The sequence below is a fragment of the Amphritea atlantica genome (assembly GCF_900111095.1).
Taxonomy (GTDB): Bacteria; Pseudomonadota; Gammaproteobacteria; order Pseudomonadales; family Balneatricaceae; genus Amphritea; species Amphritea atlantica.
This window is the reverse complement of sequence record NZ_FOGB01000007.1, coordinates 1-13,147: the sequence shown is the minus strand read 5'-3', so window position 1 is coordinate 13,147 and position 13,147 is coordinate 1. Positions and strand designations below refer to the sequence as shown.

General features: G+C 50.5%; 12 protein-coding genes and 1 pseudogene. 7 read left to right on the top strand and 6 right to left on the bottom strand.

Annotation, left to right across the window (positions count from 1 at the left end; all coding sequences use genetic code 11):
* The first annotated feature begins 29 nt into the window (after positions 1-29).
* From BMY09_RS12420 to BMY09_RS12410, 3 genes are all read left to right on the top strand, one after another.
* Complete coding sequence (locus tag BMY09_RS12420) at positions 30-1,190, top strand: cytochrome P450 (protein ID WP_091358663.1); 1,161 nt, start codon at positions 30-32, stop codon at positions 1,188-1,190.
* Between the two features lie 70 nt (positions 1,191-1,260).
* A complete protein-coding gene (locus BMY09_RS12415) occupies positions 1,261-1,584 on the top strand; it encodes a 2Fe-2S iron-sulfur cluster-binding protein (RefSeq protein WP_091358661.1) in 324 nt (107 codons plus the stop codon).
* Entirely contained in the window at positions 1,584-2,807 is a 1,224-nt protein-coding gene (locus tag BMY09_RS12410) for an NAD(P)/FAD-dependent oxidoreductase (RefSeq protein ID WP_091358658.1), read from the top strand. Before BMY09_RS12415 ends, BMY09_RS12410 begins: the two co-directional genes overlap by 1 nt.
* A 76-nt stretch (positions 2,808-2,883) precedes the next feature.
* Here the strand turns inward: BMY09_RS12410 and BMY09_RS12405 are convergent, their stop codons facing one another.
* Positions 2,884-3,678 (bottom strand): helix-turn-helix domain-containing protein, encoded by a 795-nt coding sequence (locus tag BMY09_RS12405; protein WP_091358654.1) that lies wholly within the window; start codon positions 3,676-3,678, stop codon positions 2,884-2,886.
* A 113-nt stretch (positions 3,679-3,791) separates the two neighbouring features.
* On the opposite strand from BMY09_RS12405, the gene BMY09_RS12400 reads away from it, so the two are divergent.
* The 3 genes from BMY09_RS12400 (at position 3,792) to BMY09_RS12390 (ending at position 8,861) form a co-directional block, all read left to right on the top strand.
* A complete protein-coding gene (locus tag BMY09_RS12400; protein ID WP_091358649.1) occupies positions 3,792-4,661 on the top strand; it encodes a Vgb family protein in 870 nt (289 codons plus the stop codon).
* A 455-nt stretch (positions 4,662-5,116) separates the two neighbouring features.
* Positions 5,117-7,327: a catalase/peroxidase HPI gene (katG, locus tag BMY09_RS12395; protein WP_217647436.1), complete on the top strand. Its 2,211-nt coding sequence runs from the start codon at positions 5,117-5,119 to the stop codon at positions 7,325-7,327.
* Between the two features lie 274 nt (positions 7,328-7,601).
* Positions 7,602-8,861, top strand: coding sequence for a serine hydrolase domain-containing protein (locus BMY09_RS12390; protein ID WP_245756575.1), 1,260 nt, complete (start codon positions 7,602-7,604; stop codon positions 8,859-8,861).
* Positions 8,862-9,048: 187 nt separating this feature from the next.
* Here BMY09_RS12390 and BMY09_RS12385 read toward each other — a convergent pair whose 3' ends face one another.
* The 5 genes from BMY09_RS12385 to BMY09_RS12365 all read right to left on the bottom strand — a co-directional run bounded on the left by BMY09_RS12385 (position 9,049) and on the right by BMY09_RS12365 (position 12,620).
* Positions 9,049-9,567: a P-loop NTPase family protein gene (locus BMY09_RS12385; protein ID WP_091358642.1), complete on the bottom strand. Its 519-nt coding sequence runs from the start codon at positions 9,565-9,567 to the stop codon at positions 9,049-9,051.
* A gap of 289 nt (positions 9,568-9,856) precedes the next feature.
* Positions 9,857-10,717: a M48 family metallopeptidase gene (locus tag BMY09_RS12380; protein WP_091358638.1), complete on the bottom strand. Its 861-nt coding sequence runs from the start codon at positions 10,715-10,717 to the stop codon at positions 9,857-9,859.
* Positions 10,707-11,168 (bottom strand): YbjQ family protein, encoded by a 462-nt coding sequence (locus BMY09_RS12375; protein WP_091358635.1) that lies wholly within the window; start codon positions 11,166-11,168, stop codon positions 10,707-10,709. Before BMY09_RS12375 ends, BMY09_RS12380 begins: the two co-directional genes overlap by 11 nt.
* 5 nt (positions 11,169-11,173) lie before the next feature.
* Positions 11,174-11,488, bottom strand: coding sequence for a YbjQ family protein (locus BMY09_RS12370; RefSeq protein WP_091358632.1), 315 nt, complete (start codon positions 11,486-11,488; stop codon positions 11,174-11,176).
* A 199-nt stretch (positions 11,489-11,687) separates the two neighbouring features.
* The gene (locus BMY09_RS12365) at positions 11,688-12,620 is read right to left on the bottom strand and encodes a LysR family transcriptional regulator (RefSeq protein WP_091358629.1); all 933 of its coding nucleotides are present in this window, start codon (positions 12,618-12,620) and stop codon (positions 11,688-11,690) included.
* 164 nt (positions 12,621-12,784) lie between these two features.
* Between BMY09_RS12365 and BMY09_RS12360 the strand changes: the two are divergent.
* Positions 12,785-13,147 (top strand): annotated as a pseudogene (locus BMY09_RS12360) (isocitrate lyase); the annotation flags it as partial.

Here is a 13,147-nt window from a genome sequence, read left to right as displayed (position 1 = left end):
CAGCAACGTAAAGATTGTGAGGAGTGCGAATGTTCAGATTTAACCCCTATTCACCCGAGATCGATGCTGATCCGTTTCCGGCATACGCCACCCTGCGGGCGGAATACCCCTGCTTCTGGAGCGAAGATGCTGAGATGTGGGTATTGTCCCGTCACAAGGATATTGTGATGGCACTGAATGACTGGGAGACCTTCTCCTCAGCCAAAGGTAACCTGGTGAACGAACTGCCAGGCCGCGCAGGATCAACTCTGGGTACCACAGATCCACCCCGTCACGACCGTCTGCGTGCGCTGATTCAGAAAGCGGTGACCAAACGGGCTCTGGCGCATCTGATGGCGCCGGCACAATCCGTTGCCCAGAAGCACCTGGAGGCTCTGAAAGGCCGTGATCAGTTTGATTTCGTCGCTGAGTTTTCATCAAAGTACACTGTAGATCTGATCGTCTATCTGTTTGATCTGCCACCCGCCGATCTGGAAATCGTTCGGGACAAAGCGGTGATGATGGTACAAACGGATCCGGTTACCCGCCAGAAAGGTCCTGAGCATCTGGCCGCTTACGAGTGGATGCGCGAGTATGCTGCTAATCTGGTACAGGAACGCAAGAAGAATCCCGGCGAAGATCTGCTAAGCCAGTTCATTCTCTCCGAGATTGATGGCGACAAACTGAAAGATGAAGAGATTCTGCTGACAGTAACCACGCTGATTATGGCGGGTATCGAATCCCTGTCTGGCTTTATGACCATGCTGATCAAGAATATTACCGATCATCCTGAAGTCCGTGAAGCACTGGTAGCGAATCCTGACCTGATTCCCGATGCGATTGAAGAGAGCCTGCGTTTCAACACCTCGGCCCAGCGTTTCCGCCGCTGTGTAATGAAAGAGACGACGCTGCATGGTCAGACCATGAAGCCGGGCGATTTTGTTATCCTGGCATACGGCTCAGGTAACCGTGATGAGGAGGTGTTCCCCAATGCGGATGTCTATGACCTCAGCCGTAAACCCAAAGGCCATCTGGGCTTTGGTGGCGGGGTTCACGCCTGTCTCGGAACAGCCATCGCCCGTCTGGCGTGTAAAGTCGCGGTAGAAGAGTTGTTGAAAGCGTTCCCTAACCTGTCGAAGGTTGACCAGGAGCTACGCTGGATGCCATCAACTAACTTCCGAAGCCCGCTGGAGTTGCAGGTTAAAGCTTAAGATTTTATATAATCATAAAAAAAGCCCGCCTCAGTCTCACTGAGGCGGGTGCTATTTGAGGACCGTATCTATGCCAACCGTTAATTATGTAAGTTTTGATGGTCAGTCTACTCAGTTGGAACTGGCCGAAGGTATGACCATCATGCAGGGCGCTGTCATGAATGGCGTTGAAGGGATTGAAGGTGAGTGCAGCGGTTCCTGCGCCTGCGCCACCTGCCACTGCTATGTTGATGACGCCTGGCTGGCGAAGCTGCCGGAGATGTCTGAAAACGAAGATGAGATGCTCGACGATACCGCCTCTGAGCGTAAGCCTAACAGCCGCCTCAGTTGCCAGATCAAAGCCACTGCTGAACTGGATGGCATCGTCATCCATATGCCAGAGGAGCAGGAGTAATGACGGGTGTGGTCATTGTAGGTGGCGGTCATGCGGGCTATCAATGCGCTGATTCACTGCGACGCGCAGGCTATGACGGTGAGATTACCCTGGTCGATGGTGAAGGCCATCTGCCCTACCAGCGCCCGCCTCTGTCGAAAAGCCATCTGCTCAACGACACCGGCGAAGAGGCACTGCTGTTCCGTACTCAAAGCTACTATGATGACCACAACATCGGTTTGAAACTCGGTCATCGGGTCACCGCAATCCATCGTGCTGATAAACAGGTTGAGCTGGATAACGGTGAAACACTGGGCTACGACAAACTAGTGCTGGCGACTGGAGCAAAGCTGCGACAGCTTGACCTGCCCGGCGCGGCTCTGAACGGTGTGGGATACATTAAAAGCCTGGACGATATCCGTTATATCCAGTCTCACCTAAACCAGACGGAAGACACTGTTATTATCGGTGGTGGCTTTATCGCCCTGGAGTTTGCCTCAACCGCCGCAAAGCTGGGAAAGAAAGTCACGGTACTGGTCAGAGGTCAGCGCATTCTGGCGAATGCCGTCACCCCTGAACTGTCTCAGTATATGCTCGATATCCACCACCAGCATGGGGTTGATATCCGCTTTGGAGCGGAAGTGGACCATATTGCCGATGATGGCAACGGCAATGTTGAAGCGGTGCGTTTGAAAGATGGTACGCTATTGCCCGCTCAACTCGTACTGGCGGGCATTGGCGTCACCGCCGATACCGAGCTGGCAGTCGAAGCTAAACTGCTCTGTCACGATGGTGTGGTGGTGGATGCCCAGTGTCGTACCAACGACCCGGATATCTTTGCCGCAGGCGATTCCGCACGTTACAACAACCCCTTCACCGGTAGCGAGATCCGCCTGGAATCGGTGCAGAATGCCGTGGATCAAGCGAAAGTGATCGCCCAGGTGATCGCAGGTCAGGATGCAGAATACCATTCAGTACCCTGGTTCTGGTCCGATCAGTATGATATCAAACTGCAGATGGTGGGTATCCATGACGGCTACACCCACTTCTATCAACGGGGCAGTCAGGAGGATGACAAGTTTTCGCTGTTTTTCTTCCGTGATGACCGGTTGATTGCCATTCACACGGTCAACCGCCCTGCTGATCATATGGCCGGTCGTAAGCTGATTACTGCCGGGGTATCACCCACGCAGCAACAGATTGAAGATGCAGGTTTTAAGCTGAATAGCCTCGTGAAAAAGTAACCCTCACTGCCTGAAACAATAAACCCGCTTATGCGGGTTTATTCGTTCTGTCCCTTTTGCAGACTGAAAGCAGACACTAATCCTCTGCCAGGATAACATCCAGAGGGAAAGGCCCCATGCCAAACACCAGCTTATGAAGCTGTAGCTCCTCTACTTTATAAAACATCTGATCCTGGCTACTAAGATAATCAAACTCTTCCCGTATACGGTGCAGATTATTCTGTATCTGCAAAACACTGCTTTTGCTCATCAGCCGACTGGCGGTTGTAAAGGCATATTCAGGGTCTTTCTCATGATCCAGACAGTGCGCGATATAACGCTTATTAATCCCCTTAATCAGACCGGCCAGCTTACCTCCCATACGCCACCGAATTGGCAGAGAAACAAGAAACCGAAACCCGCTACCAGACCTGAGCTCAATAATCCCGAGCTTCTCAAGTTCTCGAAGATGCAGATATAACCTGGCCTGATCCATCTCCATCAGACTCCCAACGGTTGGAATATCCACCTGAGAGACCAGCAATATCAATATCAGAAACAGCTTTTTATCTTTAGCCAGCGCAGCTTCGACAGACTCAGGCAAAAACTCCGGTATCTGACTGAAACGCTGTTGCATCTGAATCAGCTCATCGATGCTTATGCCGATGATGGAGCATATTTCCAGAAGCCGGCTCATCTTACAGTCTTTCTCTTTAAACAGGCGTTTGATAGACAGCTCGCTCATATTCATCTCTGCCGCCAGTCTGGCATAGGTGAATCCCCGGGCTTTGAGTGCCTGCTTAAGCAGGGTAAACAGATTTTCACGCTGCTGGTGTTCATCACCGCTGACACAGGCATCACTCTGTACAACGGACGAAGAGAGATCATTCATAGATATACCAAACCGCCCCAAAAAGTATCATAAAAAGATACCTTATTTTATAAGAATAGAAACAGGGATCAAATATAGCACAATACGACAACACCTCACATAAGGAGTTTGTTATGACCTCAATATTCAAAAAAACGCTCTGTTCTGCTGTGACAATCTTGTCATGCGCAACACAGTCCGCCGTCGCAGCACCTGAAATCGCCTGGAGCCAGAGCGGCTTTGATCAGCCTGAATCGGTGCTGGTCCACCCAGACGAGCCCCTGTTATACGTTTCCAATATCAACGGAACCCCGACAGAACTGAACGGCAAAGGCTACATCAGCCTGCTTTCTGATGATGGCAGCATCATTCAGCATGTATGGGTTAATGGAATGGATGCCCCCAAAGGGATGGCGATGGATGCTGACTATCTCTATGTGGCTGATATGCAGCGTCTGCATATTATCGATTATAAACAGGGCAAACTGATCAGATCCATCACTGCCGAAAGCAGCTCCATGCTGAATGATATCACCATCGATGACGCCGGCACTGTCTATATCAGCGACCTGACAGGAGGTGGTATTTACCGCTACCGTAACAACACCCTGACACAGTGGATTAGCAGCAATCAGTTGCCTCATCCGAACGGACTGACCATTAAAGATGGCGCGCTGATCGTTGCAACCTGGGGTGAAGGGATGAAAGAGGATTTCTCCACTGAGACGTTGGGAGGACTGGTTTCGATCAACCTCGAGACCGGCACTCTGACACCTTATAAATCAGCCCAGCAGTTTGGCAACCTGGATGGCATCGCCTCTGCCGGCGACTCACTGATTATCAGCGACTGGCTGAACGGCAAGATTTTTGAGTTCAAAAACAATGCCGTGCAACTGCTCATGGAGACCGGTAAGCACTCGGCAGACATCTCCACAAAAGGCGAATATCTCTATATTCCGATGATGTTTTCACAGCGAATTGAGGCTTATAAAATCCAGCCTTAATAAAGTCACAAATCGATAATTAACATTAACTAACAAATACAATCTATTGTTATTAAACAGTTTTTTTATTATAAAGCTGTAAGAGAACAGCTTTATTGATGTTCAGAAAAAACAACACGTCCATTAAGGAGAGATCGTTTTTATGAAAACGATCTCTCCTGTTTCGATTCACCACGACCTCAAAACTTCAGCTCACCAGGCATCCCTTTTACAACCCGACTATCCCAATATAAATCTAACCTATCGAAGCGATGAGAATATGCAATTTAGTCTCTTTAGCGGGTACTGCTATAACTTTTAGCAACGGGAAAAAAACAGAAACCAACAGCTAAACCCGACTCAGTTAGCTCTGATCTACAGATCAAAAGCCCCCGTATAGAACTATACTTTCTACTTTACCGATCTGATATTAGCCATCCAGAGACTTCAACTGTTAATCAATAAAGGAGTAGATGATGAGCGACAATAACAAAACAGCGACAGGCCAGTGCCCTTTTATGCACGGTTCGAAAACACAGGTTAGTGATCGGGGTACAGCCAATCAGGATTGGTGGCCCAATCAACTCAACCTGAAAATCCTTCATCAGAACACTCCTGAGATCAGCCCAATGGCAGAAAGTTTCTCCTATGCTGATGAGTTTAAAAAGCTCGATCTCTCTGCACTGAAACAGGACCTTTATGATCTGATGACCGATTCACAGGAGTGGTGGCCCGCCGATTATGGCCACTACGGCCCCTTCTTTATCCGTATGGCCTGGCACAGTGCCGGCACCTACCGTATTGGCGATGGCCGGGGTGGTGCCGGTTCAGGCTCACAACGGTTTGCACCACTCAACAGCTGGCCTGACAACGGCAATCTGGATAAGGCCCGTCGCCTGCTCTGGCCCATTAAGCAGAAGTACGGTAACAAAATCTCCTGGGCCGACCTGATGATTCTCGCGGGTAACTGCGCCCTTGAATCCATGGGATTAAAAACCTTTGGCTTCGGCGGTGGTCGCGAGGATATCTGGGAGCCCGAGGAGGATGTTAACTGGGGTGCCGAGCAGGAATGGCTGGGCAATAAACGTTACAGCGGCGAGCGTGACCTTGAAAACCCACTGGCAGCCGTACAGATGGGGCTGATCTATGTAAACCCGGAAGGCCCGGATGGCAACCCGGACCCACTGGGTTCAGCCCGTGATATTCGCGAAACGTTCGCCCGGATGGCAATGGACGACTATGAAACCGTCGCTCTCACTGCTGGTGGTCATACCTTCGGTAAAACCCACGGTGCCGGAGACCCGGAACATGTCGGTCCGGAACCAGAAGCTGCCGGTATAGCAGAACAGGGACTGGGATGGATAAACAGTATGGGCACAGGTAAAGGTGTGGATACCATCACCAGCGGTCTTGAAGGCGCCTGGACAGCCACGCCAACCCAGTGGGATAGCAGCTATTTCGATACTCTGCTGGGCTACGAATGGGAGCTCACCAGAAGCCCGGCAGGCGCTCAGCAGTGGACGCCGAAAGATCCCGCAGCCGCTGACACCGTGCCCGATGCCCATGATCCATCCAGACGACATGCCCCCATGATGTCAACCGCCGATATGGCGCTGAGGGAAGACCCTGAATATCGCCGGATATCCGAGCATTTCCACAAAAATCCCGATGAGTTTGCCGACGCGTTCGCCCGCGCCTGGTTTAAGCTGACGCACCGGGATATGGGCCCGCTGTCACGCTATCTTGGCCCTGAAGTGCCCTCCGAAGAGCTTATCTGGCAAGATCCACTTCCAGCGGTTGATCATGAACTGATCAACAACCGGGATATTGTGGTGCTTAAAGATGAAATTCTGAAATCTGGGTTGTCTGTGTCTCAGCTGGTGAGCACCGCCTGGGCATCGGCATCCACCTTCCGGGGTTCCGATATGCGTGGCGGAGCTAACGGAGCCCGTATCCGCCTGGCTCCACAAAAAGACTGGGAGGTTAACCAGCCTGACGAACTGTCCAGGGTATTGGATACCCTGACGGGGATTCAGACCCGGTTTAACACAACCCATGGAAACACTAAACAGGTCTCTCTTGCCGATCTGATCGTTCTGGGAGGCGCTGCCGCCATCGAGCAGGCCGCCAATGATGCCGGTCAGCCGGTTACAGTGCTGTTTACACCGGGGCGTGCCGATGCTTCTCAGGAGCAGACTGATATCGATTCGTTTGCCCCTCTCGAACCATACGCCGACGGTTTCAGAAACTACCAGAAAGCCCGCTACAGCGTGTCTGCAGAAGAACTGCTGATCGACAGAAGTCAGTTGCTCAATCTCACCGCTCCTGAAATGGCGGTACTGGTTGGCGGTCTGCGGGTGCTGGATATCAATACCGGCCACAGCCGGCATGGCGTCTTTACCCAGCGACCACAAACCCTGAGCAATGACTTCTTTGTCAACCTGCTGGATATGGGGACTAAATGGAAGCCAACCTCTGCAGATGAGACGCTGTTTGAAGGCTATGATCGCCGCACTGGCGAACTCAAATGGACCGCAACCCGGGTTGATCTGATATTTGGTTCTAACTCGCAACTGCGGGCGATCGCTGAGGTCTATGCGCAGAGTGATGCGAAGCAGAAGTTTGTCACCGATTTTGTGAACGCCTGGAACAAAGTAATGAATGCCGATCGTTTTGATCTTAACTAAACCGTTAATCTGCTAATACTAAAGGGCGTACTCCTCATGGATGCGCCTTTTCATTGCACCCGCCTCATTTTTCTCCGTCTTAACATTCTTCCCCTCTTTCTGAATTAACTGACTCCATCACCCACGCTGGAGCACTATCAGCTCACTACCACTTCCGTGATATAGCCCTTAGTTACACCCGGACGTAAGCTCTGAATAGATTTAAGTACAAATTGTTTTGGCTATAAACAACTTTAGATCTGAAAATATAATAATCAAAAGGAGTTACATGCTGATGAGCAAAAAATACCCTTTAAAATCTGCCCTGGCCTGTGCCAGTGTCATGGCCACAATGCTCAGCGGAGGAAGTGTGAACGCAGCATCCACAGTTGACCCACTGGTAGCAGCAGTAGGCCCCGTATCAGATGTACCAGTAGCGGTTCAGAACACCCGCTGGGCGATGTTACAACCCTACTTCAACACCCTGACCTTCCGCAGCATGGATTCACTGTTTACGACCCGTAAGGTCCCCCATTCAGGCACTCCCTCCCCGCTGGCCCGCACCGATAGATCACTCAACTTCAGCTATCAGTTTGATGGCCAACGCTATACGCCGGAACAGTTTCTCGACCGAACCTACACCAATGCCCTGCTGATAATGAAAGACGGTAATATCGTCTATGAGAACTATCGTAATAACAGTGATGCTAAGACCCGCTTTATGGGCTGGTCGATGACGAAATCGCTGACCTCGATCCTGATCGGTTGTGCCCTAGAGGAGGGTCGTATTAAGTCGCTGGATGATGATATCACCACCTACCTGCCTGAGTTGAAAGAGGGAGCCTACAAAGGCGTAACGATTCGTCAGGTACTGGGTATGCGTTCCGGTGTCGATTATGAAGAACGGTATGACTTCGAAAACCCTGGTCTGGCAGCCCGCAACCATATTCTCGCACTGGTGAAGAATGTTGCCCGCTTCGTCGAGCCGGCCAAAACCATCAAACGCGCCCATAAACCGGGTGAAGTATTTGCTTATAAAACCATCGATACCGCAGTCCTGGGTCTGCTGATTGAACGGATCTCAGATGGCGGAAATATCGCTTCCTATATGACCAAACATCTGTGGGAACCAATGGGTGCAGAATCTGATGGTTTCTTCATCATGGATGGACAGCCAGGTGTAGGACGGGAATTCAGCGGCGCAGGCTACAATGCAACGATGAGAGACTATGCCCGTATTGGCAAGATGATGCTGCAAGAGGGACGTATCAACGGCAAACAGATCGTCTCACCAGAGTGGGTCAAACTTTCGACAAAATCGGTAGGCCCTGAAGACCGCGATGGCGGCCCCGGTGGCTATGGTTACCAGTGGTGGACCGTTGCTGACAGCGACGCTTATTCAGCGATTGGTTTACAGGGACAGTTTATCTTCGTTGATCCGGCCAGCAATACTGTGATCGTCAAGCTAAGCTATTTTCCACCAGGTGACGACACCCAGCTGACCAATGAAACATTTTCATTTTTTGCTGCAGCCGCCGCATGGAAAGCGGAATAAACAGTTAACCTGAAACATCAACAGGATTGATCAAGAGGCGGCATTGTCGGTTATAGCATCCGTTATAGACACCGACTACTGCCGTCCTCTTCAGGATTCCATTAACCCTTCAGACTATTTGACTTCATCAAAGCCAGCAGGGCTACGCATCTCAAGCCTGACGCCGTTGTAACTCATCCATGCGGTACTACTCGCTGATATGCTCAGGCACAAAACGATTGAGTTCAGCAACGGAACGGATCACATACAGCGTCTTGTCAGTCGATAAGGTTTCCAGCCTGCCCATAAACGCCTCGTTCCAGAATCGGGGACACAATCGCAGCACTTTATAGCTTTGCATCGTTCCCCTGACAACTGAACTCCCTTCTGGCCAGCCCTCCGGCGTCACCATCAGGCCTTTTAAAAGTCGCTTTGTCACCAGCCAGTAACTGGTCCGGTACGGCAGATCGATATAGATCAGGGTATCAGCGGATTCAAGACGCTTATAAAACGACTCCAGCGGACCAAAGCCATCGATGATCCAGCGATCAGATGAGAGGACTCTTTCATGCGCCTCATCAAACAGCTTGCGCTCCACCAGTTCACCGCTCTTCTGATACACCATAGAATCGAGTGGGTGTAGCGGTATACCGGTCACTGACGCCAGCGCTCTGCTTAACGTGGATTTACCACTGCCGGGCTTACCAAACACTGCAACTTTTTTCACACTGCCTCCATAAAATGAATTATTCCCATGAGGCAGAAACAGAAAACCCACCTCTGAGGGGTGGGTTTGACACTTTAAACGCGCAACAACAAGCCCACCATTCCTAAGGAATGATGATAATTCGTACTGATTGCTGCTTAAGATTCGTTTTCATGGGCTTATGGTTATACATGGGAAGTGGATTGTCAAACGCTGTTAGAACGTGCTTTGCGCTTGCAAAGTAAAATCATGGCTTAGTCATCATTAAGCAGGAATCAAAACAAAAACTCCTGAGCGAAGGTCGTCGCGACTATTCATCCTGAATGTCATCTGAGCTCTGTTTAAGCCCATCGAGAAAAGACTGAGGTAAAGGTGTAATCACCCCTGCTTGCGGCCATTCATTTGAGACAGCAAAGGCATTCAGGTTTTTGATCCGGTTACGGTCCAGTGGATGGGATTGCATCAACTCGATACCCTCACTACTCTCAGATGCTTTGTGCCAGGCGCTGATCGTATCAAACAGATCGGTAGCACCATGGGTATGCCCATAGAGTTTGTACACCGCCTGCAGCGCTTCAATATCTGCCTGCTGCTCCATCTTCCGGCTGAAATGCAGCATCGTATAGACCCCTGCATCTCCCATCACATCAAGATCGCTGACTCCCAGCAACAGCGCTAAAGCGGAGCTGATAGTCACCCCCCGGGTCAGACTGACAATCGGGTCCCGGTGCTTTACATGGGCAATTTCATGAGCCAGCAGCATCGCCAGCGCGTTCTCATTGGGGAGCTTTTCCAACAAGCCTCTGAACACCACGACATTGCCTCCCAGGGTAGCAAACGCATTGACTGTATCGCCAGCGGAATAATACAGGGTTATGTCGATCTCTTCAGGCAGATCCATCACCTTAACGACCCGATCAGTCACCTGCTGCAGGTAGCGCTCTACGTCTGTATCTGTATGTGGCTCAATCGCATAGGAAGCTGAGGCAACCAGTCGTTGTTCTGCTGCAAAAGGGATATAGGGCGCCATAAAACCTGCTGAAAGCCCCAAAATATAGACCACGGCAACAATTAAAATAGCGGCCCCCGTCAGCAGGACTGCCAGCTCCTTCAGAGGATGAACATCGGTGACATTGATCCCCTCCGGAATCTCCCGATGCTCAAACTTCATTGCCCGACCCAGATGCGATCAGTGCTGTGCCATAGGCAAGCACCTCTACCGAACCGATTGCGTTTTTGCGTCCTTTGGAAATGGAAGCAGTTTCGTATTTTACGTTAAACACATACTCTGCCCCCATCGCTTCAGCCTGCTGTTTCATTCGCAACAGAGACTCACGGCGGGCACGATCGAGTAGTGACTCATAGGAGGTCACCCTGCCTCCGAGAAGATTACGCAGCGCGGCGATAAACCGTTTGAAATAATCTACCGAGATAACTGTATTGCCCATCACCAGGTGTTGATCAAACAGCTTATCGGTGGGAGGAAAACGGCTGGCAATTGTCGGCAACTCTCTCAGTTGTTTTTCACGCTGAATGATAGATTTATAGTGCTTTTTCTCCGCCATCTGACCGACCAGATAGCCCAGCGTCATCAGCACCAGAAATATAATCAGATTCGTCATCAGGATTACTCCAGAATAACCGCTGAACCATAAACATAGATCTCAGCAGCTCCCTGAGCGACTGAAGAGGTTGAAAAGCGGACATTGAGTATCGCATTCGCTCCGATCGACTCGGCCTGCTGTTTCATTCGTTCCATCGCCTCATCACGGGACTCCTGCAGCAATTCGGTATAGCCTTTTAACTCACCACCGAAAATATTCTTCAGCCCCGCCATAATATCGCGCCCAACATGCTTGGCCCGTACCGAGCTACCCTGCACCAGACCAAGATGGGTTTTAACCTCTTTTCCCGGCAGTATCTCCATATTGCTGATCAGCATCCTGATCTCCTTTTCTGTTAACCAATGTATGCGCCCTGTCTGAGCCCGGATAAAATTATAAAGGCTAATCCACCATTTATATATGCCGCAAAACCTATAACATTCCATTTAAACACCAGCTCTACAGGCTGGTGACTCAGAGCTTACCATCAATACTCTGAATAACCGCGATATCCACTCTGATGCAGTGGAGCCGCTGTTATGTCGTTGCCACATCCGCAATCAGGTTGCGCAGCCATTGATGGGCAACATTGTGCTGTAGCAGCGGACTCCAGGCCATCTTCAGCTCGAAATCAGGAATATGGAATGGTGGTTTTTTGATGATCAGGCGAGGATTATCAGAGTGTGCAGTCGCTGCACGGGTGGGAACGGTAGCGACCAATCCCTTCTGTTGTGCCATCAACACCGCAGACTGATAATGCCGGGTAAAAACCGTAATCTGGCGCTGATGACCCTCCTTTTCCAGCGCCTCATCAACCCAGCCTAAACGTTTTATATCTTTCGGGGTGAGCCCCATTCCCGCCCCCATGCCGGTTTTACTCACCCAGACGTGTCTGGCCTGAAGATAGGTTTCAAGACAAAAGTTATGGGATATGGGGTTATCAACCGCAAACAGGCAGGAAAAACCATCAGTCCACAGCGTTTTCTGATGGAACGCCTGCGGCATCGTATCAAACCGGTTAATCACCAGATCCACCAACCCCTGTTCAACCTCAGTAAAACTCATATCACTGGGGGTCATGATATCAAGCACGACATTAGGAGCTTGCTTTCGCAGCCGATTAAGCAGCCGGGGCAGCAGTGTTGACTCACCATAGTCACTGGTCATAATCCGGAATACCCGGTCACTGGTGCTGGCGTCGAAAGAACTGCTGGGTTCGATAACCTGCTCCACAGAGGACAGTATCTGGCGCAGTAGGGGTTGCAGCGCCTGAGCCCTTTCCGTTGGGGCCATTCCTTCACTGGTGCGAACCAACAACGGGTCGCCCAGCGTCTCTCTCAGACGACGCAAACCATTACTCATGGCTGGCTGAGTGATTCCCAGCAAGCTGGCCGAACGGGTGACATTGCGTTCCCGAAGCAGCACATCAAGGTATACCAGAAGGTTCAGATCGATCCTATCAAGATTCATACAAAGCCCATCATTCCTGAGTGTTACTATATTCATTCATACTGTGAATACTCTATATAATAACCATTTATTTCCTTTATGTTAACCGCCCACCTAGAATAGATTTCATACCAAATAACAGAGCAGCACACATAGCTGCCAGATGAACGAGAGAAGGAAATACCATGTCTACTCTAAATAAAGATATCGAAACAGTTGCCGCGCTGAAAGAGACCTACGGTTCTGCCTGGAACGCGATCAACCCTGAATACGCTGCCCGTATGCGTGCGCAGAACAAATTCAAAACCGGTCTGGATATCGCTAAATACACCGCCGCTATCATGCGTAAAGACATGGAGCGTTACGATAATGACTCTTCTCAGTACACTCAGTCTCTGGGCTGCTGGCATGGCTTTATCGGTCAGCAAAAACTGATCTCTATTAAGAAGCACTTCAACAGCACTGACCGTAAATACCTCTACCTGTCTGGCTGGATGGTTGCTGCACTGCGCTCTGAGTTTGGCCCCCTCCCTGACCAGTCTATGCAC

Excerpts from the sequence above, each read along its gene's own strand:
- BMY09_RS12420 (WP_091358663.1), top strand. The coding sequence starts at position 30 with ATGTTCAGATTTAACCCCTATTCACCCGAGATCGATGCTGATCCGTTT.
- BMY09_RS12415 (WP_091358661.1), top strand. The coding sequence starts at position 1,261 with ATGCCAACCGTTAATTATGTAAGTTTTGATGGTCAGTCTACTCAGTTG.
- BMY09_RS12410 (WP_091358658.1), top strand. The coding sequence starts at position 1,584 with ATGACGGGTGTGGTCATTGTAGGTGGCGGTCATGCGGGCTATCAATGC.
- BMY09_RS12405 (WP_091358654.1), bottom strand. The coding sequence starts at position 3,678 with ATGAATGATCTCTCTTCGTCCGTTGTACAGAGTGATGCCTGTGTCAGC.
- BMY09_RS12400 (WP_091358649.1), top strand. The coding sequence starts at position 3,792 with ATGACCTCAATATTCAAAAAAACGCTCTGTTCTGCTGTGACAATCTTG.
- katG (WP_217647436.1), top strand. The coding sequence starts at position 5,117 with ATGAGCGACAATAACAAAACAGCGACAGGCCAGTGCCCTTTTATGCAC.
- BMY09_RS12390 (WP_245756575.1), top strand. The coding sequence starts at position 7,602 with ATGAGCAAAAAATACCCTTTAAAATCTGCCCTGGCCTGTGCCAGTGTC.
- BMY09_RS12380 (WP_091358638.1), bottom strand. The coding sequence starts at position 10,717 with ATGAAGTTTGAGCATCGGGAGATTCCGGAGGGGATCAATGTCACCGAT.
- BMY09_RS12375 (WP_091358635.1), bottom strand. The coding sequence starts at position 11,168 with ATGACGAATCTGATTATATTTCTGGTGCTGATGACGCTGGGCTATCTG.
- BMY09_RS12370 (WP_091358632.1), bottom strand. The coding sequence starts at position 11,488 with ATGCTGATCAGCAATATGGAGATACTGCCGGGAAAAGAGGTTAAAACC.
- BMY09_RS12365 (WP_091358629.1), bottom strand. The coding sequence starts at position 12,620 with ATGAATCTTGATAGGATCGATCTGAACCTTCTGGTATACCTTGATGTG.